19 protein-coding genes and 5 pseudogenes are annotated in these 22,016 nt (G+C 68.3%); 16 read left to right on the top strand and 8 right to left on the bottom strand.

The annotated features are described in order from the left end of the window. Nucleotides 1–179: 179 nt before the first annotated feature. Nucleotides 180–896 (bottom strand): annotated as a pseudogene (locus ACGFZK_RS07635) (TetR/AcrR family transcriptional regulator); the annotation flags it as partial. On the opposite strand from ACGFZK_RS07635, the pseudogene ACGFZK_RS07630 reads away from it, so the two are divergent. Then, nucleotides 780–1,214: pseudogene (locus tag ACGFZK_RS07630) on the top strand (saccharopine dehydrogenase NADP-binding domain-containing protein); the annotation flags it as partial. The pseudogenes ACGFZK_RS07635 and ACGFZK_RS07630 overlap by 117 nt on opposite strands. Before the next feature lie 38 nt (nucleotides 1,215–1,252). Here ACGFZK_RS07630 and ACGFZK_RS07625 read toward each other — a convergent pair. From ACGFZK_RS07625 to ACGFZK_RS07615, 3 genes are read right to left on the bottom strand one after another with little or no spacing between them, the layout of a single operon-like run. Continuing rightward, nucleotides 1,253–1,651, bottom strand: coding sequence for a hypothetical protein (locus ACGFZK_RS07625; RefSeq protein ID WP_393847938.1), 399 nt, complete (start codon nucleotides 1,649–1,651; stop codon nucleotides 1,253–1,255). Beyond that, entirely contained in the window at nucleotides 1,644–2,525 is an 882-nt protein-coding gene (locus ACGFZK_RS07620) for a heavy metal-binding domain-containing protein (RefSeq protein ID WP_393847937.1), read from the bottom strand. Before ACGFZK_RS07620 ends, ACGFZK_RS07625 begins: the two co-directional genes overlap by 8 nt. A 1-nt stretch (nucleotide 2,526) precedes the next feature. After that, nucleotides 2,527–3,390 (bottom strand): heavy metal-binding domain-containing protein, encoded by an 864-nt coding sequence (locus tag ACGFZK_RS07615; RefSeq protein WP_393847936.1) that lies wholly within the window; start codon nucleotides 3,388–3,390, stop codon nucleotides 2,527–2,529. Nucleotides 3,391–3,493: 103 nt separating this feature from the next. Here ACGFZK_RS07615 and ACGFZK_RS07610 point away from each other — a divergent pair. The 7 genes and pseudogenes from ACGFZK_RS07610 to ACGFZK_RS07580 all read left to right on the top strand — a co-directional run. Then, nucleotides 3,494–3,670, top strand: a pseudogene (locus tag ACGFZK_RS07610) (IS5/IS1182 family transposase); the annotation flags it as partial. 291 nt (nucleotides 3,671–3,961) lie between these two features. After that, nucleotides 3,962–4,846: an NADPH-dependent F420 reductase gene (locus tag ACGFZK_RS07605; protein WP_393847935.1), complete on the top strand. Its 885-nt coding sequence runs from the start codon at nucleotides 3,962–3,964 to the stop codon at nucleotides 4,844–4,846. Nucleotides 4,847–5,790: 944 nt separating this feature from the next. Next, the gene (locus ACGFZK_RS07600; protein ID WP_393847934.1) at nucleotides 5,791–6,189 is read left to right on the top strand and encodes a hypothetical protein; all 399 of its coding nucleotides are present in this window, start codon (nucleotides 5,791–5,793) and stop codon (nucleotides 6,187–6,189) included. An 817-nt stretch (nucleotides 6,190–7,006) separates the two neighbouring features. After that, nucleotides 7,007–7,804: pseudogene (locus ACGFZK_RS07595) on the top strand (Tn3 family transposase); the annotation flags it as partial. Nucleotides 7,805–8,020: 216 nt separating this feature from the next. Continuing rightward, complete coding sequence (locus ACGFZK_RS07590; protein WP_393847933.1) at nucleotides 8,021–8,470, top strand: spore-associated protein; 450 nt, start codon at nucleotides 8,021–8,023, stop codon at nucleotides 8,468–8,470. Nucleotides 8,471–8,630: 160 nt separating this feature from the next. Next, nucleotides 8,631–9,650, top strand: a pseudogene (locus ACGFZK_RS07585) (ABC transporter ATP-binding protein). Further along, nucleotides 9,647–10,519, top strand: a complete 873-nt coding sequence (locus ACGFZK_RS07580; protein ID WP_393847932.1) for a hypothetical protein — start codon at nucleotides 9,647–9,649, stop codon at nucleotides 10,517–10,519. The pseudogene ACGFZK_RS07585 and the gene ACGFZK_RS07580 overlap by 4 nt, the downstream one beginning before the upstream one ends. Before the next feature lie 954 nt (nucleotides 10,520–11,473). On the opposite strand, the gene ACGFZK_RS07575 is transcribed toward ACGFZK_RS07580, so the two are convergent. After that, complete coding sequence (locus tag ACGFZK_RS07575) at nucleotides 11,474–12,919, bottom strand: NF041680 family putative transposase (RefSeq protein WP_393847931.1); 1,446 nt, start codon at nucleotides 12,917–12,919, stop codon at nucleotides 11,474–11,476. Nucleotides 12,920–13,638: 719 nt separating this feature from the next. Here ACGFZK_RS07575 and ACGFZK_RS07570 point away from each other — a divergent pair. The 4 genes from ACGFZK_RS07570 (at nucleotide 13,639) to ACGFZK_RS07555 (ending at nucleotide 16,808) form a co-directional block, all read left to right on the top strand. Beyond that, nucleotides 13,639–14,199, top strand: a complete 561-nt coding sequence (locus ACGFZK_RS07570; RefSeq protein ID WP_393847930.1) for a hypothetical protein — start codon at nucleotides 13,639–13,641, stop codon at nucleotides 14,197–14,199. Nucleotides 14,200–14,241: 42 nt separating this feature from the next. Then, entirely contained in the window at nucleotides 14,242–14,439 is a 198-nt protein-coding gene (locus tag ACGFZK_RS07565) for a hypothetical protein (protein WP_393847929.1), read from the top strand. A 1,566-nt stretch (nucleotides 14,440–16,005) separates the two neighbouring features. Beyond that, complete coding sequence (locus tag ACGFZK_RS07560) at nucleotides 16,006–16,425, top strand: hypothetical protein (RefSeq protein ID WP_393847928.1); 420 nt, start codon at nucleotides 16,006–16,008, stop codon at nucleotides 16,423–16,425. Between the two features lie 95 nt (nucleotides 16,426–16,520). Next, nucleotides 16,521–16,808 carry a hypothetical protein gene (locus ACGFZK_RS07555; protein WP_393847927.1) on the top strand — a complete coding sequence of 96 codons (288 nt, stop codon included), beginning with the start codon at nucleotides 16,521–16,523 and terminating at the stop codon, nucleotides 16,806–16,808. A 444-nt stretch (nucleotides 16,809–17,252) separates the two neighbouring features. Here the strand turns inward: ACGFZK_RS07555 and ACGFZK_RS07550 are convergent, their stop codons facing one another. Continuing rightward, a complete protein-coding gene (locus ACGFZK_RS07550; protein WP_393847926.1) occupies nucleotides 17,253–18,101 on the bottom strand; it encodes a MerR family DNA-binding transcriptional regulator in 849 nt (282 codons plus the stop codon). 253 nt (nucleotides 18,102–18,354) lie between these two features. Between ACGFZK_RS07550 and ACGFZK_RS07545 the strand changes: the two genes are divergently transcribed. The 3 genes from ACGFZK_RS07545 (at nucleotide 18,355) to ACGFZK_RS07535 (ending at nucleotide 19,905) form a co-directional block, all read left to right on the top strand. Further along, nucleotides 18,355–18,861, top strand: coding sequence for a hypothetical protein (locus tag ACGFZK_RS07545; protein WP_393847925.1), 507 nt, complete (start codon nucleotides 18,355–18,357; stop codon nucleotides 18,859–18,861). A gap of 179 nt (nucleotides 18,862–19,040) precedes the next feature. Further along, nucleotides 19,041–19,457 (top strand): hypothetical protein, encoded by a 417-nt coding sequence (locus ACGFZK_RS07540; protein WP_393847924.1) that lies wholly within the window; start codon nucleotides 19,041–19,043, stop codon nucleotides 19,455–19,457. A 274-nt stretch (nucleotides 19,458–19,731) separates the two neighbouring features. Further along, entirely contained in the window at nucleotides 19,732–19,905 is a 174-nt protein-coding gene (locus tag ACGFZK_RS07535) for a hypothetical protein (protein WP_393847923.1), read from the top strand. A 273-nt stretch (nucleotides 19,906–20,178) separates the two neighbouring features. On the opposite strand, the gene ACGFZK_RS07530 is transcribed toward ACGFZK_RS07535, so the two are convergent. Further along, nucleotides 20,179–20,562, bottom strand: a complete 384-nt coding sequence (locus ACGFZK_RS07530) for a hypothetical protein (RefSeq protein WP_393847922.1) — start codon at nucleotides 20,560–20,562, stop codon at nucleotides 20,179–20,181. A gap of 169 nt (nucleotides 20,563–20,731) precedes the next feature. On the opposite strand from ACGFZK_RS07530, the gene ACGFZK_RS07525 reads away from it, so the two are divergent. Then, entirely contained in the window at nucleotides 20,732–21,241 is a 510-nt protein-coding gene (locus ACGFZK_RS07525) for a hypothetical protein (protein WP_393847921.1), read from the top strand. 369 nt (nucleotides 21,242–21,610) lie between these two features. Here the strand turns inward: ACGFZK_RS07525 and ACGFZK_RS07520 are convergent, their stop codons facing one another. Further along, entirely contained in the window at nucleotides 21,611–21,928 is a 318-nt protein-coding gene (locus ACGFZK_RS07520) for a hypothetical protein (protein WP_393847920.1), read from the bottom strand. Between the last annotated feature and the right edge of the window lie 88 nt (nucleotides 21,929–22,016).

Below are 22,016 nucleotides of genomic sequence, written 5' to 3'. Positions count from 1 at the left end.
CGAGGCGTGCATGCGATCAGGAACCCGTGCGTCGCGGCCAGGGTCAATGGCGTAGGCATAAGCGCGCCCGATCAGCCGCGCCGCTCTCCGCCCAGCCCCCGGGCGGCCGGCGCGCCCCCGGACCCCTCGCCGTCGGCCCCCTCGCCCCCGGACTTCCTGCCCTCGGACCTCCTGGCCGCGTCTGCCAGCTGCCTTTCCGCCGTATCCAGCAGCATCTCCAGGGTGACCGGGTAGGCGCTGTGGGGCATGCGGGCGGCCAGCAGACCGGCCGTGGCCGCGATGTTCGGGTACTCGTCGGCCGGCAGCCGGGCGTACGTGGACTCCCACCTCTCCTCGTCCGACTCGCGCGCCTTCTCCGTCAGGGCGAGGGGCCCCGCGTCCAGCGCCGCGAAGGCCAGCGACTGGTCGATGTAGGCGTGGTAGATCCGCACGGCGTCCGCGTCCGCGAACCCCGCGCCGCGAAGGCTGCCGAGGATCGCCTCGTCGGCGGCGATCTCGCGCGGCCGGCCGGTCACCCGGCTCGCCGTCAGCAGCGCGGCCTGCGGATGGGCGAGGTAGGCGCCGTGGATGCGCAGCCCGAGTGAGCGCAGGTCGTCGCGCCACTGCCCGGTGGGGACCCACCCGTCGAGCGCGCAGCCGATCAGCTCCTCGCCGATGGCCAGGGTCAGGCCGTCCATGCCGTCGAAGTACCGGTACAGGGTGCTGGGGTCGGCCCCCAGGGCGGCGCCCAGCCGCCGGGCGGACAGGCCCGCGCTGCCGTGCTCCCGCACCATCCGCAGGTGCGTGTTCTGCTTGTGAGTGCCGGCGGTGTGGGGAGCGCGATCATCCGGATCCCCGCCCGCCGCGCCTTCTTCGACCACTTCGTCGTCGCCGACTACGACCTGGCCCGCGCCCAGGCCGCCGTAGCGGCCCTGGGCGGCGACGAACAGCGCTTCAGTGCCTGCCGCGGCGACGCCTCCGACGAGGCTGCGGTCACCCGGCTGCTCACCGAGCGCGGCTGCGACGTCCTGATGAACGCCACCGACCCGCGCTTCGTGATGCCCCTGTTCGACGCCGCGCTGGCAGCGGGCCGCCACTACCTCGACATGGCCATATCGCTCTCCCGGCCGCACCCCGACCACCCGCACACCACATGCGGGGTGAGGCTCGGCGACGAGCAGTTCGCGCGGGCCGAGGAGTGGAGAAGTCCGGCCGCCTCACCCTCGTCGGTGGCGATGAGGCAGTACCAGCGCACGGACCGCGGGGGCGGGGGTCAGGCCAGGAAGCGCTCGACGGTCTCGCGGGCACGGGCGTTCGAGGCCGCGGCTCCGGCCAGGGACCGGGCCAGGGCGCCGATCCACTCGTCCAGGCCCGCGGGACGGCGGGAAAGCACGACGCCCCGTACCTCGTGGCTGATCTCCCCGGCCACCTGCCCCCGGTCCATCCGCAGCGAGAGCCGCTGATCCCCGAGGGCCACGTCCAATTCTGCGACCGAACCCTCGCGCCCGGCCAGCCGCTCCGCGACGGAACGCCTGCGCCTGATCCGTACGGCGCCGGGTGGCAACGAGTCCGCCAGGTTCGCCGACAGCACGTTGACGTAGAGGTTCAGGTCCGTGCTGTCCCGGCGCAGCGCCGCGGCCAGCAGCTCCACTTCCCGCTCGGGCTCAGGCATCGAGGCCCAGCACCGTGGTCGGCCGGTCGATGACGTGGTCCTCGCGCAGTGGCCGCACCGCCGTCCCGATGGCGAAGAACTCGGTGGTGTGCGATCCCCAGCTGTGCGAGTGCTGCCTGAGCTGGACCGCCACGATCCCCTCGGCGTCCAGGGCCCTGCCCTCCGCCTGCATGCGGCTCATCGCCAGCCCGCGCGCGTCGTAGAGGGCCTGGGTAAACGGTTCGATCTCGACGTTGCGGCCCGCGGTGCTCAGCGCCTGGCCGAAGCGCTGGTGCGCCACGTGGTAGACGCACGAGCCCATGACCATGTCCAGCGGCGCGTACCCGGCCCGGATCAGCGTCCAGAAGTCCTGGCCGGACAGGTCCGAAGTGAACGGCTTGCCCTTGTTGTTGAGCCAGGTCCCGCCCGGTCCCGGGTCCGCGCCGTCGGCCTTGATCGCCGTACCGACCGCGATGAACTCGGCGATGTCCGAGCCGAACTCCTTGAATTCGATGTCCAGCCGCACCCCAACGATCCCGTCGGCCCCCAGCGCACTCGCCTCGGCCTCCATCCGGCTCATCGCCAGATCCCGCGCGTGGTACATGGCCTCGGAGAGCTTGGTCAGCTCCTGGTTCTTCGTCCACCTGCCGAGCTGAATGCCTACGTGGTAGACCGAGCAGCCGAGGACCAGTCCGAGCGGGCGGAAGCCGGCCTCGCGCACCAGCAGGAACTCGTTCACCGTCAGGTCCGAGGTGAAGAACGAGCCCTTCTCCCCCGGCTGGAGCTGCGCGAGCCGCCGCATCGCGTCCTCGGATATCTCCTCGGCGACCGGCTGCGCGGCTGCCCCGGCCGGTTCCCGTCCCGTTCGCCCGGTCATCCCCGTTCGCTCTGTCATGTCAGTGCTCGCGCTCCAGTCTCATGATGGTCAGTGGTTCGGGCCCGGCGGACCGCCGGGAGCGGCCGAACCGGGCGATGGAGGTGCCGACGAAGACCGCCTCCGCGATACGGTCGCGCGCATACGCGCCGCCCCCGATCCCGCCGACGCCCGGGCATTCCCTCCCGTGCACCGTCAGCTCCGCGTCGTCCACGACCACTCCGTCGGCGCCGTGCTTCGCCACGTCGATCGCCAGCTGCTTACGGGCCCCTTGACGGGCCCGGCTGATCAACTGGGTGTAGCCCTCGACCTCCTGGTTCCCGGCGGTCCAGGAGCTCTGGAGGGTGGACCAGTCGTCATGCCGAGTCTCCATCGCGATGCCGAAGGCGAGTCCGGTGGGAACCCATCCGGTGTTCAGGAGCTTGGCGAAGTCCTGGCCTCTCAGGTGCGAGGTGAAGGGCGCGCGGGGCCGGATCCTCGACCGGGCCCGGACCGCGGTGCCCAGCACGGTGAACTCCACTGTGTGTGACGCGAATCCATCGACCCGCAGGTCCACCCCGACGATCCCGTCGCCGCCGAGCGCGCGGCACTCGGCCACGGCTCGGGCCAGCGCCAGCCGACGGGCCGCGTAGAGCGTCCCCACCAGCGGGGCGAAGGATGAACCCATCGGCGGGGAAGGCTCCTTGACCCCGTCCGTGACCGTCCAGGCGCCCGGACAGCCCCAGAGGCCCTCGTACCCGATGTTGAAGACGGCCGTACCGAGCACCTGCCCGACCGGCTCGAACCCGACCCCCTTGACCGCGGCGAACTCCCCGGCCGACAAGGTCGAGTCCCAGGTACGACCGGCAGCGCCCCCCGGCGACCCGGCGTCCCGTCGGTGTGTCATCGGCTCCTGTGCCATCGACCTCTCGGCTCCCCCGTGCGGATCATGCCGCTCCTTGCGGCAGCGTATGTCATCGCAGGGATCATCAGCGACCGGCGACCCCGAGCGAGGCGGCCGCCCACCGGGCTTCGACCGGGAGGTCTACAAGCGGCGGAACACCGTCGAGCGGTGCATCAACCGGCTCAAGCACTGGCGCGGCCTGGCCACACGAACCGACGAGCTCGCCATCGCCGACCAGGCCGCACTCCACCTCGCCGGCATCCTCATCTGGACCCGACGTTGACCAAGGAGACAGAACCCAGTCCCGTGCTGTCGGCACCGGCGCAGCGGGCAGGGATGGCGAAGCCCTTGCCCTGACGTGAGGAGATCGTCGTGCTGGAGCGCACCCGGCGCAAGAACCGGACCGAGATCACGTGTGTCCTGCCCGCCGGACATCCGGCCGGTGAGGTCAGCGTCGTCGGCGACTTCAACGACCGGCGGCTGCCCAGCTCAGCCCTGCGACATCACAAGATCCCCGACAGCGCCCGTAATTCCCCAGCCGCCGCGTCGCTCATGCGATCACCTGCCCGGCCCGATGCACACCATGTGGTGTGCATCGGCGCGCCTAGCGTCCTTTCCGTCACACCTCGCACATCTCGCCGACAGGAGCAAGCACATGCGCATCGGCATTCTTGGTACAGGGGCGATGGCCACGGCCCTCGGCGCGGCCTGGGTACGCGCCGGCCATAACGTTCGGGTGGGCGGTAGGGACACCGTGGCGGCCTCCCACACCGCCCTGCTCACCGGCGCCTCCGAGCACGGCAGCCTCGCCGCGGCCGCGGCCCACGGGGACGTGGTACTCATCGCAGTACCGGCGGACGCCGCCCCGCAGTTGTCCAAGGAACTGGCCCCCCTGCTAGCCGGGCGGACGGTGATCGACTGCACCGTTCCCATGTCGCCAGGCGAGGACGGCCCTGCCCTGACCACGGGCGGCACCACCTCCGTCGCCCGGCTCATCGCGGACGCCGCCCCCGGCGCCCATGTGGTCAAGGCGTTCGGGGTGTGCCACGAGAGCATCTGGACCCTGGACCGGCCGGCCTTCGAAGGGGCCCTGCTGGCGGTGCCGTTCTGCACCGACCAGCCGGGCGCCGCCGAACGGGTGACGGAGATCATCACCTCCATGGACTGCTCGTCTCTGCCCTGCGGCGGGCTCGATCGCGCTGCCCTGCTGGAGGCCACTGCCGTCTTCGCCGTCGGCGTCTGGTGGTCGGGCGCCGTGGCCCGCTTCGCGTTTCCGGTCCCGGGCCCTGGCCCCGGGGGCCGTGGACGACTAGCCAGGACTTGTCCGGCCGATCCCGCGTGGGGCTGTGGGTCGAGTGGGTCCTGCCAAGGCCGTTGCGGTGCGCACGTGAGCACAACCACGGTCCCGAAGCAAGCACCGAGGTGTTCTCGGGATTCGGCGACATCCCTTTCCGGATGAGGCGAGTGTTCCTGCTGCCGGACAACAGACGTTCTCTGAACCCGGCTACAAAGCCAGGCTACGGCCGAAGTCTGTGAGGTCGAGCATCCGGGTCTCGTTGCGCCGCAGCCCGTAGGCGTACGCGGTCTTGAACAAGGTGGCATCCCGAAAGGCCGCCGGCAGCCAGCCCTTGCGACCCTTACCGTAACGCGCAGAACCTCTGCGTCGGCGTGGTCGAAGAACACCTCCAGTTCAGGCCGAGTGAAGGCCCGTCGTTCCGGCTCGCCCTCCACTTCATCCGCGTGCGCGGCCGCGTTCCACTCGTAAACCACCTGAACCGGATGCGTCGAAATGCCGCAGGCACTCGTCGGTCCATCCGTAGGCCGGGTTCGTCAGGAAGTCGCAGAACTGCCTCACGGCGCCCTGATAGTTGCGCAGGGTTGAGCGGACGCAGCCGGGCACGGCTCGCAGGTCGGCCGACCACTCGTCGACGGGCTGCGGCGTTCATTGCCACGGCATCGCATCAGCGTGGCGAGTGAAGGCCCGTACCGTACGCTCCTGATCGCCGATGTACCCCGGCGAGAGATTCCGGGCGACCTGCTCCTCCGGCCGCAACAGCGGCGGACCGTCGACCAAGTGCAGTCGAGCAGACCCCGGTACAGGACCGTCCCCATGCATCCGCCATCACCCTCCGTCTATCGCATCTGACGCGAGAATTTCGCATCAGACGGAACCCGGGGGCGTCTTCGCAGCTCAATCGCCCGATGGAGAAGCGCCCATCAAGAGATCGTGGCCACCGCTACCGTTGTTGGGTGCCAGGCCGAGGTCAACGTCCCTGGTAGAGCAGCTCCATCTCGATTCCGGGCCGGCCTCCAGGACAGGCGTCACCTATTCGCATCCGATGCAATTGGCGTCGGTAGGAGGATCGGAACGGCCAGTAGCGACATGACCCGGCAGTGCAAGGCGTGGGCCTTGAACTGGCAGGCCAGCGCGAGCGCGTCGGCGTGCCCGCGTACATCACCGTCGAGGGCGGGAGAACGCAGCCCTCGGAGTGCACGGTGTTGGTGACGGCTGACCTCATGGAGCCGATGTGGACGGTGAACTACCCCGAGGTCCCGTCGCACCGGCTTCCCGCCGAGCCGCTCCCGGAACAGCCGGGCTGGAAGCTCCAGCTCCCGGAGACCGGCGCGGAGCCGTCGTCCACGAGACCAAATGCGAGGAGGTGGCAGGCGGCGGGAAGGAGATGGACACACACCATGCAGGCGCTCGACGCCCTGATGAGGACCGGCGACGACGCGTGCCACGACTGCGCCGCCGCCGAGGTGCTGATCCAGGCATTCGAACTGGGCTCGGGGTACGCCTAGATAGGGTCAAAGAGAGCCCACCGCGTGCCCGTGAGCTGGGGCGAGCTTTGCCGAAGCTGCACACTCCCTTGGTCTATCCAGCCGTCGAGGAGTCGCGGCGCATCGGCAGGACCTCCGTCACCGAGGCAGGTAAAGGAAATGTAGTCGCCCGCGTTAGAAGTGAACCATCGGGTTCCCGAGGATTCTTGGGAATCTACGAGCTTCACCTCGGCATTAAAGACGTTCCCGTCGAGGTAGCGAGTTTCATCAGTCGGGTTCGGAAAGATAATGTCGTCGGGCCCCCATGCTTCCCAGCACGTGAGCGTCCACTCATCGTCCCCGACTGGCCTCATGCGCCACACCGCGCCTGGGTCTGTTCCCGCCCCTAGGGATACGTGACCAGTGTCGATGTCACCCACTAGGAAGCGATTCCCGTTGCCGCCACCCTCACAGCGAAGGCGACGGAATTTTATTTCAGCCATGTCTTACCCCCAACGTAGCGTGATTTCCGCCCCCAAGGGATCCCCCCTCCCCCTGTCGCGCCCCTATACCAGGCTGGTGCATGGCTTACCGCCACGCAACTCGAATCATCCCGTCCGGGGTTCACGCAAAGCGGGCGCGCCGTCAGCCGGCGCGGCCGCCGCCTGCGCGCCAAGCGGCCCGGCGAGGAGGCCAGGGCCAAGGCGTGGGAGACCATCCGCGACAGCGAGTACGCCGAGGCCTTCGGCGCCGGCCGCTTCGCCCCGAAGGAGTTGCACGAGATCGCCGAGAAGTTCGCCGACATGCGGGCCGCCCTGCCGCAGCAGGGGCACCGCAAGGACGAACCGGACGAGAACGAAACACGGCGAGCGCCGGTAAGCAGGTCCTGGTCGGAGTGCGCGGCCTGCCGGCGCTGGCGCGGCGGAAGACGGGGGTCAAGCCGCTGCTGCCGCGCGAGGTGGACGACAAGCTGGTGCCCCCCCGAGTGGCGCAAGGCGGTCGATGCCAACCCCGATCTGCCGCAGGGCGCAGTGGACCGGGACGCGTACGTGGTGTGCGTGCTGGAGCCGCTGCACCGTGCCCTGAACAACCGTGACGTCTTCGCCTCGCCCTCGCACCGCTGGTCCAACCCGCGGGCCCGTCTGCTGGACGGGCCCGACCGGGACGCGGTCGAGGAGGACGTGCTGGCCGGGCTGAGCCTCGACATGCCCGTCACCGAGCACCTGGCGGAGCTGGTGCGCAGCCTGGACGCCGGGTGGAAACAGCTCGCCGAACGCCTGGAAGAGGCGGGGCCGCGGCGAAGGTGTCCATCGAGGTGGAGGACGACGGGCGGGTGAAGCTGAACGTCGACAAGCTCGGCGCACTCGGCGAGCCGAAGTCCCTGACCTGGCTGCGCCAGCGGGTCGAGAAGATGCTCCCGAAGATCGACCTGCCGGACCTGCCGGACCTGCCGGACCTGCCGGACCTGCTGTTTGAGGTGAACGCCTGGACCGGCTTCCTCGACGCCTTCGTCCATCTCAGGGACGGCACGACCCGGAAGGACCTGCCCACCTCGGTGGTCGCGCTACTGGTGTCGGAGGCGTGCAACATCGGCCTGGCCCCGGTGGTGAACCCCGGCTACGAGGCCCTGACCCGGGCCCGGCTCGTGCACAGCGACTCCGCTAGGCGGGGGCGGGCGTAGCCGTCGACCGCTGGCGCAACGCGGCGAAGTCGGCCTGCGTGGCCTCGACGCCCGCGTGGCCGTCCGTCGGCCGGCGGGCGGGGTGGTAAGGCGGCGCGGTCACATCCTGTGCGGACGATGCGCAACCGTTCCGCCGTCTTTCATGTCCCACCATGCAGGAGCGACCAACTCCAATGACGACCAGGGGGAAACATGAGATTCACCCGTTCCGTCCTTACCACCACCGCATTCGCCGCCCTGGCCCTGGGGGCCACGACCGCGCTGGCGGCGCCCGCCACCGCCGCGCCCAACACCACGCCGCAGAAGGTCTGCGGAAACGCCTACAAGACCGTGAACTCGGCCGCCATCGGCTCGCTGGGCACCGTCTACCTGACGTACAACGCCTCGAACGGCAAGAACTGCGTCGCGACCATCCGCAACAACCCGGGTGCGGCCGTGGACATGGCCCTCTGGATCGAAGTCCCCGAAACCTGGGAGCGGGGCGAGGACTACGGCCGGTACACGTCGTACGCGGGCCCGGCCTACGTGTACGGCAAGGGCCACTGCGTCGACTGGGGCGGCGGCATCAGCAACGTGCACGTGCAGGTGTACAACTCCAACTGTGGCGCGCGCAAGGAGCACCGGGTCACCGAGGTCCGCTGACCCGAGCTCCTCCTGACCGCGACGCTCTGTGCCGTCGCGCGGTAGTCGGGGGGCAGGACCTACGACCCGACGACCGCACGGGAACCGCCGTGGTCCGGCTCGCCCCGGCAGACTCGCCGAGTTCTGCCGGGGCGAGGGCGCGTCCGGCCTCCTCCCTCGGATGCGCGGCCGTCCGGTCGGCGCGTCGCCGCAACCGGGGCACCTGGCGTGCTCGCATTCTTCGGGTTCATGTTCTGGCTCAACCATGCCTGAGCTGCCCCGCGACACGGCAAGGGACGCCAGCCGGCCCGATGCCGTGCGTGCCGACGGCCTGACGTGGCAGCACAAGGGCAAGCGGGTCGTCGACAACGTCCACCTGAACGTGCCGGCCGGGGTGGTCACCGGTTTCCTCGGAGCGAACGGCGCGGGGAAGACGACCACACTGCGCCTGATGCTCGGCCTGACATCCGGCCAGGGAACCACGACCTACTTCGGGCGGCCTCTCACCCAGTGGCGAGACCCGGCCCGGATCGTCGGCGTGGTCATGGGCGGCGTCGCAGGCCACCCCCGCCACACCCTCACCGCGCACCTGCGCATGGTCGCAGCCGGTGCCGGAGTACCCGACAGCCGTGTGCCGGAAATCATCGACCGGGTGGGCCTCACCGGCACCGCCGACTAACGGCTCGAGGAACTGTCGCTGGGCATGGCCCAACGCGCCGGGATCGCGCAGGCCCTGCTCGCCGACCCTGCCGTGCTCTTCCTGGACGAACCGGCCAACGGACTCGACCCCCACTCGATCCGCTGGTTGCGCGACACTCTGCGACAGCTGGCCGACGACGGGAAGGCGGTACTCGTCTCCAGCCACCTCCTCGCCGAGATGCAGCAACTGGCCGACCGGGTCGTGGTGCTGGCCCGAGGACGCGTCGTCGCAACAATCTCGATCGAGGATCTGGCCCGCCTCGGCACCGAAGTAACCCTTCAGAGCCCCCGCGCCAGCGAACTCCTCGAGCCAGTGGAGCGGCTGAACGGCACATTCCGGCTTATCGCCGACGACAGGGCCAAGATCCGCGGTATCAGCCGGTTCCAAGTCGGAGACCTCGCCGCCGAACGAGGCATCCCAGTCCACTGGCTCGACGAGCAGGCACCCTCCCTGGAGGACTACTACCTGTCAGTGGCCGAAGAGGAGTTCCGGATCTCATGAGCCAGACCAAAACCCCCCTGGACGCCAGCGTAGCCCCGGTCAGCCGGACAACCGCACTGCGGCGCGCCATGCGATACGAGTGGCGCCACCTTGCGGCACTGCGCTCTACCTGGATCCTCCTCGGTGCCGTAGCGGCACTGAGCCTGCTCAGCGGGTCGCTCTCGTTCATCGGTCTGAAGCCAGGAACGGCACCGTCTTCGTGGACGATGGTGACCGCCTTCAACATGGACGCCATCTCGATGCAGCTGCCGCTGAGCGCCTTCCTTCTCCTGCCGCTGGCAACCGGCCCCCTCACCACGGAGTTCTCGCGCGGAACAGCCCGAACCACATGGCTCACCCTGGCCAGCCGCCGCACCGCTTTCACAGCCAAGCTCTTGGTCGGCGGGGCGCTCGGAGCCGTGAGCGCGGTGAGCGGCATGCTCCTGGTCGTCCTGTCCGCGACGCTCTCCCTCGCGCTGAGCGGGAAAGCGCAGCCCGCATGGACGCAGACACTTCCCGGAGCCCTCGGATACACGATCTTCCTGACCTGCTGGCCAGTCATCGCGGCCTCGGTCGCAACCCTGGTCCGCGGACGCGTCGCCGCAGTACTCCTGCTCGTCCTCTGGCCGCTCCTCGGCGAACGCATCGCAGGAATTCTCCTGAGCCTCCTCCCCGGGACGGCCACACTCGCCGGATGGCTCCCCATCAGCGCAGGTCGGGCAGCGATGGCAGCGAACATCGACACCTTGCCCGAAACAGACCGCGCCCTGGTGCAGACTCTCGTGGGAAGCGAACTGTCAACCGGCGCAGGAACCGCAGTACTCATCGCCTTCACCGCTGTGATCGCGGCCCTCGGCGCGTGGTCGTACATAAAGAGGGACGCACGGTAGAGAGCTTCGATGCGAAGCGGCTCACGAGGCGTCCCCCTGGACCGCCTGCTGAGGATGCTACGGCTGTCTCGAAGGCCAAGCAGGGTCACAGTGAGTTCCGGTTCTGGATCGGCAACCAGCACTGGAGTGCGCAGAGGGCCTGGTGGTTGCTTATCGCCATCACTCAGACGTGGGTCATCGACACGTTGGCCAGCCACCTCTAACGCCTGTGCCGCCCTCCCGCGTTCCTGCGGGAGGGGTCGTCACGCCCCTGGCTCGACGACCCCTGAAGGAGCACGCATGCCCACCGGAGCATCCGGATTCACCCCGGTGGACCGCTTCTTCGCCGTCCCCATGGTCTTGCTCGCCCTGACCGGCTATCACAGCGGCAGTGGCGGCGACGGATACTGCAGGTAAACAGACCGGCGGCCAAGTGGTACCGGACAGGGAGTACGGCTGACCGTGGCGGCCGGAGAGACACATGTCGACTTCCGATTTTGAAAGGTTGCGGAATGAATGCTCTAACCGCTCTGGCGTCGGCCGCTTTCGGCTCCACCGTGTATCTCACGACTCTCTCGACTGTGAGATGGCTCAACCAGCTAGCCCCGTGTGTTAGGGTCACGGGCCTAGTTGTGACCGGCATGGTTCTGTGCGCAATTATCGGGATTATCGCGGTCGCGAGCCAGAGCGTCGCGCTCGGATTCCTCGTAGGCGCCAGCCTGACACCGCCCGTACACCGGTGGATCCTGCAACGACGCAAGCGCGTCGCCGGTTTTTGACCTTCGATGAACTCGCAGCCTAAGAGCTGTCCCGTAATCCCGGGTGGATCAGCGCGCGGCGTCAGATGCGGTGCATCGCACGGCGGAGGCACGTCCTCATACTGGGCGTATCTGGACGTTGCCGACAACGCGGCGAGGTGCCGTAGCTGTCGTCGTGCGCCCGCCGGGGATTGCGGGACAGCCCTTAGCTTGTTCTTTATCTACCAAGATCTTCCAGGCTTGCCATGGCCTTGAGGGTCTCGGGGCGTTTGACGGTTTTGCCTACGTCGTAGCGGGTGGCGGGTCGGCGGTTCTTCGAGCCGAGGGGTCGTCCGGGCCCGGTTCCGGTTGCTTGAGGAACACGGGCCGGGCAGGCGAGGTGAGCGCGGATGTTTCTGAACCCTCTGCGGACTCGGGCCGGGGTGAGCCGGTCGGGGGTGGTGGGTTTGTCCCAGGGCCGGCGAAGGTCTTTGGCGAGGGGGCGGGCGAGTCGGAGCTGGGTGTGGGCGACGAGCAGGATCCAGGTCCAGCGGTCCGCCGCCTCGGGCGTGCGGAGTTTCGGGGTGGTCCAGCCGAGGGTCTGTTTCGCGAAGCGGAAGGTGTGCTCCAGGTCGAAGCGGCGGAGAAACGCCTGCCAGCAACGGTCCACATCGTCGGGGGTGGCGCCGGTCTTCGAGGACCACAACCACACCGGTGGCGCGTCCCGTTCCTTCGACAAGTGCTCGACCTTCAGCCGGATCAACGTTCCCTCGACCAAAGGAAGTTCACCGTCGTGGTCGAGCCAAGAGGAACGGTGAGTGAGCCGGGGGTGGACCCGGTCCCATGCCTGAGTTTCAGCCTTGCCGTAGTTGCTGGTGTCGGTGGCCGTGGTGATCGCGGGCTCGGGCCAGGTCTCCGGCTTCTTGAAGCGGAACTCCGGGCCGTGCTTGGGCGGCCGGCCGTTGACGCCGTGCATTCTCGGTGGCTTCGGCAGGCGCATGACGCGGTCAGAGCGGACTCGGCCGACCAGCTCGACAGGGAGGTCGCGCAGGACCCAGGCCAGGCGGGTGACGTCGTAGCCAGCGTCGCTGACGATCACGATGTCCGGGTCTCCGGCCTGCCACGGGCCGGTGCTGATGAGCCGTTTAACGACTCCTCGGAGCTGGGCGGCGGTGATCGCGGTCGCATCGTCCTCGGGTCCGAGCCGGACCGGGTCCAGGATCGCGGTCCATGACGTGGCGCCCGGCTCCAGCACGGCCACGAAGGAGTACGGCCAGCCGGGGATGAACTGCGAGGCCGTCTTCGCGCGGCCATAGAGGTGGCAGAACAGCCGATCGGCCGAGCACGGAGCGTCCGAGCGGAGCCACGGCGAGACATCGACGGCCAGGACCAGGCGTCCGCCGTCGAACCGCGGCAAGGGCAGCCCTGCCAGCAGCGTCCGTAGCCGGTCGACGTCGATCCGGCCGTGGTTCAGGCCGCCGTACATCGCTCCGTGCCCACGACGGTGCTCGGGCAGCAGCGTCAGGTCCACCGGGGATTTCACTGGGCCGTCCGCACACAGCACCGCGTCCACGAGCTCGAACAACTCATCGCGCCGGGCGGTCAGACACTCGTAGAACTCGCCCCGGAAGCGTGACGCTTCCGCGAACGCTTCCCTCCGGACAGCATCAGGCAGCAGACTCACCTCACGGCCTTCGCCGTGGTCACGTGCACCTTGGTCGGAGCACATGATCAGACGAAGGCCGCCCCCACGTCCGGCGAATCCCCAGGTGAGCGACCCAGTTCGATGGATGATTCGAGCGGGACATGAGGTGCGGATCTACGCTTCAGGCTCTTGCTCGGCCCGTAGGTAGCGACCCCAGATCTGGGCCTTGCGAAAGGGGCCGGCCCCGTCGCAGTCGTAATTGCGGCGCGTCGAAGGTCACCCAGTACAGCAGCTCGCCGCTGAGTGACTGGGCATGTTCGTTGGGTTCGGGTGCACCCATCGCATCGATCGTTCCAGCAAACTCGACCTGCCAAGGACCATCCCAGTCCTGGTCGCGAACGACCGTGACCCGACTGCCCGGTGCCAGTGCATCCGTCGGCCATGCCTGGCGATGGGGACGACCGGAGATGTGCTCTATCGCCTGGCGGTTGTCTACCTCCGCAGGAACAGAGCCGGAACTGTCTGTCATGCCGCCTACTCTGCCCGCACCACTTCCGGGGCGCCAGAAGATAAAGAACAAGCTTAGGGGCTGTCCCGCTATCCGGCGCGGGGCTGGTACGTCACCGCCCCCAAGGCGGGCGGTGTCAGCTGCTGGACTTGGTGCTTGCGCTCGGCGCCCGCCCCGGGAAGAGTTCCGTCCTGCGGACACCGTTCGGGGCGATGCCGGGTAGCAGGGGCAGGGCAGAGAGATGTGTGTGATGGATGAGGCGGTCAAAGAGGCCGCTGTCGCCCGGTTTCTCCACGAATATTCGCAGATAGAGCGAGCTGCAAGCGACCACCCCGCGCTGCTGGGCTGCGCCGATGTCGACTGGTCGCAGATTCCCGGGTGCCCTGCCGGGATCCCGGTCCTGCTGCGAGGTCTCCTAGATGAGGTAGCCGGCACCGAGGCCTTGCGCGTGCTGGGCAATGTCTTGATGGACAGCATCTTTCACGCCAGCGCCGCGATGCCGGCTGCGCTGCCCTTCCTGATCGGCCTGGCTTCTGTCCCCGACATCGCGGTGCGGCCCGGCCTGGTCGAGCTCTTGGTCGTTGCCGCGGAGGTATCTTCGCCCGTCGACGCAGCCAACGAACGCCAGGTGCTGTTACTCGGGAACGACTGCGATTACCCCGAACGCGAAAGAGTCAGGGCCGCCTTCGCCGCACACGCCTCTGCGCTGAGCGCGTTGTTGGAGGACGAGGCTCTTCCGGACGGACTGATCAGTGCAGACGACCGCGAGTGCCTGCTCAAGGCTGTGGAACCGCAGCGGCACCCCTCCTGACTACCCATAGGCCAGCCATGCGGCGGGTGAAAAGATCTTGCGGTGTCTGGTGTGATTGCGGCGTCGGAGCCTTCCTGGATAGCCCCGTTCACCGGGCTGATCGCCTACCTCAAGGCCTCCGGCAAGGACATCGATGCCGCCTTCGAACCGTGGCGCGACCTGATCACCGACAGCCGAGCCCTGCGCCTGACCGTGTACGACGTCGCCGACCGGCTCCGCTCACTGCGCCCGGCTTCCTGATCGGCGGGTGACCAGCAGCGGCCTTGTGCTGCGTGCGGCGGACGCGAGCTTGGGAACGGCGGCCCCGGTACAGGTGGACCAGGGCGACCATCAACGAGGTCACGGCGCCCTGGACCGGGGGAACCCCGGTCCAGTCCAAGGACGGCATCAGAAGTCGTTCTCGATCTGGGATTGGTAAGGGCACCGTTCGAGCCCACACATCCCTGACAGCCGACCCGCCCCCCTTCTCCCTCCAACACCGCCTGGATCACCCGTTTGAGTGAGTGATTTCGTTTCTTTGGACACGTCGGTCCCGAAGTGGTTTAGGGCGAGCACGGCATCGTCGGTGCCAGCCACGACGATGGGGAAATGAGCGCCGCCACTGCCCCTGAAGGCCGGCACGGGCATCAACCGGCTGTACGAGCAGATCCGGGGCGCTCTCGCCGAGTGGGCGCCCTGAATCACGGCATCCAAGTCCACCGGCGGTATCCGGCCCGACAGAGGTGCCGGGGTTCACCGAAGAATCGGCACCCCATCAACTCCCGGAAACGGCACCCTCTGTGTCCTCCGGCTTCGATACTGACCGGACGTCTATGTGGAGGAGCCGACCGTGACCGACGACGAGCAGCAGTTCGCCGCCCTCCTCAACGGCCTTCCCGGCCACGACGACGCCCGGTCTGGCGCGGACTCAAGGAAGCCGCGGGCATCTACCGCATACGCTCGACCATGTCTTCCGCCGTCCAGGACGCCCAGGACGGCGACTTCGAACCGCTCGCCGCGTTCGTCCTCGACGTCTTCAACCGCGACGCCCGACTCAAGGACATCGCCGCGGCCCTCGCCACCCATCTCGGCAGCACCCTGCGCGCGCGCGTGGATCACCGACGCCATCGCGGCCGCAGACCGCATCAACCGTGCCCACGTCGAGGACCCCCTCGACGAACTCGCCGCGAAGTGGTGAAGGCGCCGAAATTGCCGCTGCACGGGGACCAGGCGACCCCGCGGCGGTCACGTCGCCTGGTCCGTGAGGGGTTCAATCCGCAGTTCGCTCGGCGTCCCCTGGTGGCCTGTCCGGCCAGGCAGCCTGTTGGTCTGCCTGGCCGGTTGTTCCGAGCCGCGTTCGACGATCCTGGACAACCTGGTGCCAGCGGTAACGCACGGAATCCCACCGACCGGACTTCGCCCGCAGCGCAGCCCTTCGATCGATCCGTTTGTTCTTGTTTGTTCTTGTCGGTTTGCGACACGTGGACGGCCGTTACGGATTGGCTCGAAGGCGGTGACGGTGTAGGCGATTGCGTGGCTATGACCGATTCGAGGGGGTAGAAATGGTCAGTACAACGTTGCAATGAAGGGCTCGCGATCGCCCAGGCAGCGTCAAACGTTTGAGCGCGATGAGCGAACTGGGTTACGTTCCTGGCGCAGCCGCGGGGGCCTCACCAGGCCAACTCGCCGGCTGTAGACCGTCGTTCGCACAGGGGGGCAAGCCGGGCGCGGTTGCGGGCCTAAAGTGTCCAAGCCGTCGGCCGGCAACAGATGCCTGGACTGCACCCCCCTATGTCTTCATACAGGGGAACAATGACGTGAATCGCCATGTCATCCGCATCGGTGGGGCTGTTGTCCTCGCCGCCCTGGCGGTCGGACTCGGCGGCGGCGTCGCCAAGGCCCGCCCGCACCACCGCTCCCGTACCGGCGGCCACGGTCTCCGCGCCGGCGCTTCAGGAGCAGAAGGTCCGCATCGTCGCCCAGGCCCTGCTGAACGGACCGATCGAGTTCACCGCGGCCGAGCGGACCGAGCTGCAGGCTGTCGCGAACGGTGAGGCGGCCACCGCGGGCAAGTGGGACGCGATCAAGAAGCTGTTCGAGAAGATCCCCGGCGCCGCCCGGGCCGTAAAGGGCAGCTACGACGACTTCGCCAAGTGGTACAAGGCCCTCCACTGGAAGTGGAAGGCTCCGCTGGTCATGTCCGGGATCGGCAGCGACCTGTACACCCTCTGGCAGATGTTCCGGTAAGACGCTGAGGCGTAACTGAGGGCGCGCCGCACCCACCGGTGCGGCGCGCCTTCGGCCATCCCCGGACGCACCCCCGGCATGAAAGGCGGTCAGCCATGAACACCTCCACCACCGACCACACCGACGCCACTTCGCGGACGCCTTCCTGGTCACTGCCCGTGCCACTCACCGGGGCAACCTGCGCCGTACTCCACTTCGGCGGCGTCTGGACCTGGTGGGCACTGCTCTGGGTTCCACTACTGGTCGTCAGCGTCGTGTGCATCGCCTACGAATGGCGGGCATCGGCACGCAACCGCTGTCGCATGGGATTCGGCGCGTGGCTGCTGCTGACCATCGCGCACCTCGGATGCGTTGCCGCCCTCGCGCTGATCCTCGGCAAGTAGCGGCACAGGACGGTAGAGACCTTGCGGGCCACCGAGCGACCCGAGTTCCACGCCGGCCCGCAGATAGCGGCCCGACTATGACGGCGGCGGCGGGTGCTGTGCCGAGGTAGAGGTGCCCCCGCTTGGCAAAGCGGGTGGCCGCCACCCTACGCGCCCGGTGACGCCGGCGCAGAGTGATCGGGAGCCGCGGGGCGTATGTCCCTGCAGGCGTCCGCTTCCAATGGAAACGAGCCTTGCCCCTTCAGCAGGGCAACGTCGCCGCAGGGAATTCCGGCGGCGCGCGGCCGGCGCCTTTCCCTGTTGTCAGCGGCCAGTTCGGAATCTCCACGTACGGCCAGTTGCGATGTCACTCTTTGCTACGGCCCGGGCTCGACGCCTGACGCGACCAGCCGGGTGCGGATGGACGCGACCGGCTGTCGGCCACATCGGTGCCGGCGCAGGCGATCAGTGGTCTGCGGAGTGGGCGTCGGTGAGGAGTTGTGCCGTGAGTTCCATACAGCGCATCCGGGCGGGCGAGAAGTCGTAGGGCATTTTGGTGATCGCTTCGAAGGCGCTCATCTGTGTGTCCTCCTCCCCTTTGAGGTCGGCGTCGTAGATCTCGAAGAGCTTCTCCTCTGCCGCATCCAGCCCGGCTGCCTCGATGGCCTGCTCCAGGGCCCTTTGTTGGGCGCATCGCCGTACGGCGAGCTCTTCGACGCGTGGGTCGAGGGTATCGACGCCGTCGTCGAGGGCGGCCTCGGCGGCGTCGAGACGGTCGTCCTCGGCCCTCAGGTCGGGGTGGGTGGCCAGCACGATGAACACGCTGGCTTGGATGGCGGCGCCCAGCGGGCCGAAGACCCGTTCCGTGACCAGCAGGGCGTCCAGGTCGGAGGGGCGCAGTGCGCCCGGGGGCAGGTGGCTGAGCCGGTCCGTGACCAGTTCGGAGAGCAGCCCCAGCGGGTTGCCCACAGCCTGCAGACGCTGGACAGCCGCGCGCTGACGTTCGATTTCGGCCTCCCGCGCCGCCAAGGTTTCCTCCAGCCTGCTCAGGATCTCCTCGATGTCCCGGGCTTCGTCGAAGGCGGCCCGCATATCGTCCAGGCTGATGCCGACCGCTGCCGTCTTGCGGATCCACAGCAGGCGGATCATGTCGTCGTAGCCGTAGCCGTAGCGGCGGCGGCCGTCTCCGCCTCGCTCCGGCTCCGGCAGCAGGCCGATTTCGTGGTAGTGGCGGATGGCACGTGGGGTGGTCCCGGCGAACGCGGCCGCATCACCGATCTTGACCTGGCGGGGAGGCGTGATGGAGGGGTACATAAGACGGAGCCTTTCGTGCAGTGGTGCCTCGACCACATCACATGCCGCTACGACAGGTGCAACAACACCATCCAGGTTCCACCAGAGCCAGGCCCGGGCTGCCGCCGGAACCGATCAAGAACGACGAAAGATCCGGCAACGCAGAGTGACCGTCGGCAGCCAGATACCTCCCCACCAAGTGGCCACTGGGGATTTCCAACTGGCCGCCGACATTCGATCCCGTGGTGCTTGCGATCAGCTGAGCGGAAAGCGAATGCCAGAGCTGCGATCAGGCAAGAAGGACCCGCAAGAAACCGAAGAGCCCGGGTCGCGCCGGGGGCTAGGCACTCTCCTGGCGATCAATCCAGATCCTCCGCTGGGGGCAACGGTGTTGGAAGGCCGCAGAAGCAGCGTCGGGACCGCCACGCCCCCGGACGGTGGCGAGAAGAAGCAGAAGGGGCTGGCTCTGCTCAAGTTGCCCGGGCAGGCGATGTCGCTGAACGTCGGCAGAGACAAGCTCTTCGAAGTCCTGGATCCGGAGGTGATCGACCGGGAGGCACTGGCTGTCGTAGCGTCCATCGAGGCTGAGTTGAATGACTGGGCCGTCGACCACTACGCAGAGCTGATGCGTGGCAGGCGGGGGGTGCGCTCTTCCCGCCTGGCCTTGGGGGCATTGACTTGCCAGCCGCTGCATATCACCAGATCATCTGCGGCCCGCTCCGGCCTGGTCGCGCGCTTGTGGCGGCGTGGCACCCCAGAACTTGAGGAACGTTGGAGTTGATCACTCAGCCTTCGCTGGGAATCGCTCAAGGTCGGTGCGATAGGACACGGGCATGATGTCCTGTCGCATCGGACCTTGACCGGGTCTCACCGAAGCTTGACGACCATCTCCTTCGTCTCATCGGAGCTTGATCACCGGGCGGGGGTGCCTTGTGGATCAGGCCGCGTACCCTCGGCTGCGTGCCTCGGAATGAGAAGGAGCCCCGCCGACTGGTCGCCGACGGGCGCGTGTACATGTGGAGGATGCGCCACAGTCACCGAAGGGACCGCGATGGCCGGGCCGTGGACTGCCGCCAAATCCTCACCCTGTCCCCGCAGCCGGCCGGGACCGGCAGCACGCTGCGCATCGTCTTTGCCGACGGGCCCGGCCGGTACGTCCCGGGCAGCGCCTTCGGCTCCGGGGACATGGGCTTCACCCAGGGCGCGGACCTGAACCTGCACGAGCCGGGCGCCGTCCGGGCGCTGCTCGACGTGGTGCTGGCCCGCGGGTGGCAACCGACGGATCGGCGGCCGGCGGAGGTCGACGGCTGGCCGCTGCTGGAGGCGGCGGCCGCCGCGCGCGTAGGGCCCGCCGGCCCGGAGGGCCGCAGGAGGTAACCCTCTTTGCCTGACTTCATCAGTCCTCGGACGAGCCACCGCGCGGCGGCCGAACTTCGGTGAGATCGGTCCGCTACTGGTCAGCAGGTTGCCGGGGCTTCCGGGGTCGGTCCATCAACGTCAGCCGCTGGATCACCGAAGCCCGCAAGGGTGGGCACCTCCCCACGGCCTGAACACTGAGACGGACCCCTCTGAGGAGGCGGGCCATCTCGACTCCACCGCTGGCCACGATCACGAGGCACCGTCCAGGAGTCCACGCAGCCGCCGCACATCTGTGGGCACCCTGCTGCTGCTCTACCAGCTCGGGGAGTTCCAGCGGCTCGACCACCTCGTTCCCGGCTGCCAGTCGCACCTCCTTGACACCGAGGGACTGATGCCGCCGCCCACCCGCGAGCTCCTCCAGGACCTCATCAGCCGAAACGCGCCCCATGCCGGGTCTGGGGGCTGATGTCAGACTAGCCTCGTAGCCTCGAAGGCGAGGGTCCGGACCGGGACCGTTGAGACGTGCGGAGCAGGCCATGGGCGAGATTGGTGTCGTCAGGGAGCACCTTGACCAGCTGCTGGCCGCAGCGCGAGCACGTACGGAGCCCCCTACCAACGGGCCTTCGCAGAACTCGCCGAGGCGCGTCGCGGCCGGCCCATCGCCGAAATCCTCCCGCTGCTTCGCCGGGCCGCCGACGAGGCCCGCTGAAGCCGTTGGGGTCGGCAGATTGCCGCGTCGTTACACCGCACCGAGGCGGCGGAATTCATGCGCGGCCAGGGGGAACAGCGACGAGAGGATGTTCGACTGCAGCTCTGCGGAGAGGGCGGACGCAAGGAATTGCGTGCACGATACGGAGTAGTGTTCCCATAGGGGGCCGCTCGCCTCGTTCACCATGATGGTCCATTCGTTCGGCTCAACGCCCGGAAGAACGAGCCAGTACAGGCATTCTCCGTTGTCCGTGGTCGCCCATGGGATGACCAGGGATCCCTCGGTCTCCAGTTCTTCCGGTTTCTTCTCGACCCCGGCTGCGGATTCAGCGGAGTCCCTGCGGGAACAGGACCGCTCGGGGTCGGCGTGTGCATGATCGCTGCGGCCGACAACAGCTACCAGGGCGGTACCCACACTCAGTTCTTCCGCAGGGAGCGAGTCCTCCAGACCGACCCCTTCAACGTGGTCGTCCAGTAACCTGCAGCTGCCCGGCGGCAGGCTTGCCGACGGTGCGCCACCGTTGCGCACCGGCCGACCCAGTGGTTACCTCGTCGCGGCGGCAGCGCCGTAAGGAACAGGAGCGGTGACGACGCACCACGAGTCCAAACTCTTCATCAACGAGGGCATCTTCGGGATCTTCGACAACGGTGAAGTACCCGTCGAAACCGCGGACTGGTCCGCCGGACTGATCGCTCCGATGGCCGCGGGCGCCATGGTGCGAACCGGTATCAACACCGGAAACGTCCGTGTGGAGGTGGAGACGGGCGCCCCGGCGAGTACGCCGGGAGAGTGGGAGGAGGAGGCCGCAGCACTGGTCTGGTCGCCCACGGGAAGCCTGCGTATCGAGTCGGTCGTCGAGGGCCCCGGGTTAGACCTGCCGATCCTGTCGACCTTCGGCCCCGGCTGGTACGAGGTAGCAGTCAAGGCCCGCGGGCGCCGGGAGAACCCCGACGCCTCGATCCTCGACTCCGCCGAGGCGTACCAGGTCCGGCTCCGGCCGGCCCCCGGCACCACACCTCCCGTGCCGGGCAGCACGTCGAGCGAGACCGACCCCGACGAAGAGGCCAGAAGGCGACGCCTCCTCCAGGAATGAAGCGCGAGGCGCGCGGACTGCTCGCCCCGCCGAGCAGTCTCGTCCGCCACGGCAGCGCGAAGATCGCCCACGAGACGGAGCTGACTCTCGCCCGGCGGCGGCTGAGGTGGCCCAAGTTCGGACGCTGGCTCACTCGCGGTACCGCATCCGTCGCTGCCAAGGTGGTAGACGAGAACCGGAGTCGGGCATGGCTCGCCGCTTTCGAGGGCCACCCCGAAAGCGGGCGCCCGCTGAGCCCGAAAGCGGCTCGCTGGCACGCGTACGGACTCCTCCTCGCCGCGCTCAGGATGCGTCTGCGCCGCCTGGCCCAACCGTTCTGGGTGCCGATCGACTGGCTGCTCGCAACGGCGAACCGCACGAACGGCTTCATCACCGTCGCCCTGGGCACCCTGGCCGTCTACCTTCAGTCGACCGGCGGGCTGCACTCGCTGGTGACGGACGGCGGCAGTGCACGGCGGGGGCGGGCATCCATGTGGCCGGGTCCTGGTCGGACTTCTGGCGGTTGGAGCGGGCGGTGACGCCGACGAGGGTGACGTCGGAGCCGAGGTCGTTGGCGTAGCGGCGGCGGCGTTCGGTGGTCCAGCTGTAGCCGCCGCTGTCGTGGACTTCCGCGAGCGGGACCATGTGGTCGATGTCGACGCCGGAGGGGCCCTGGACGAGGACGTCGTCGTAGTAGGAATGCCACACCCCGCCGGTGAGGAAGCAGTTGGCCCCGAGGGCCGGAGCCTCGATGGCCTCGGCGATGAGTACGTCGTTGCGGGCGGTGCAGCCGTTT

The organism is Streptomyces sp. NPDC048257 (genome assembly GCF_043201855.1).
Taxonomy (GTDB): domain Bacteria; phylum Actinomycetota; class Actinomycetes; order Streptomycetales; family Streptomycetaceae; genus Streptomyces.
This window is presented reverse-complemented; position numbering and strand designations above follow the sequence as displayed.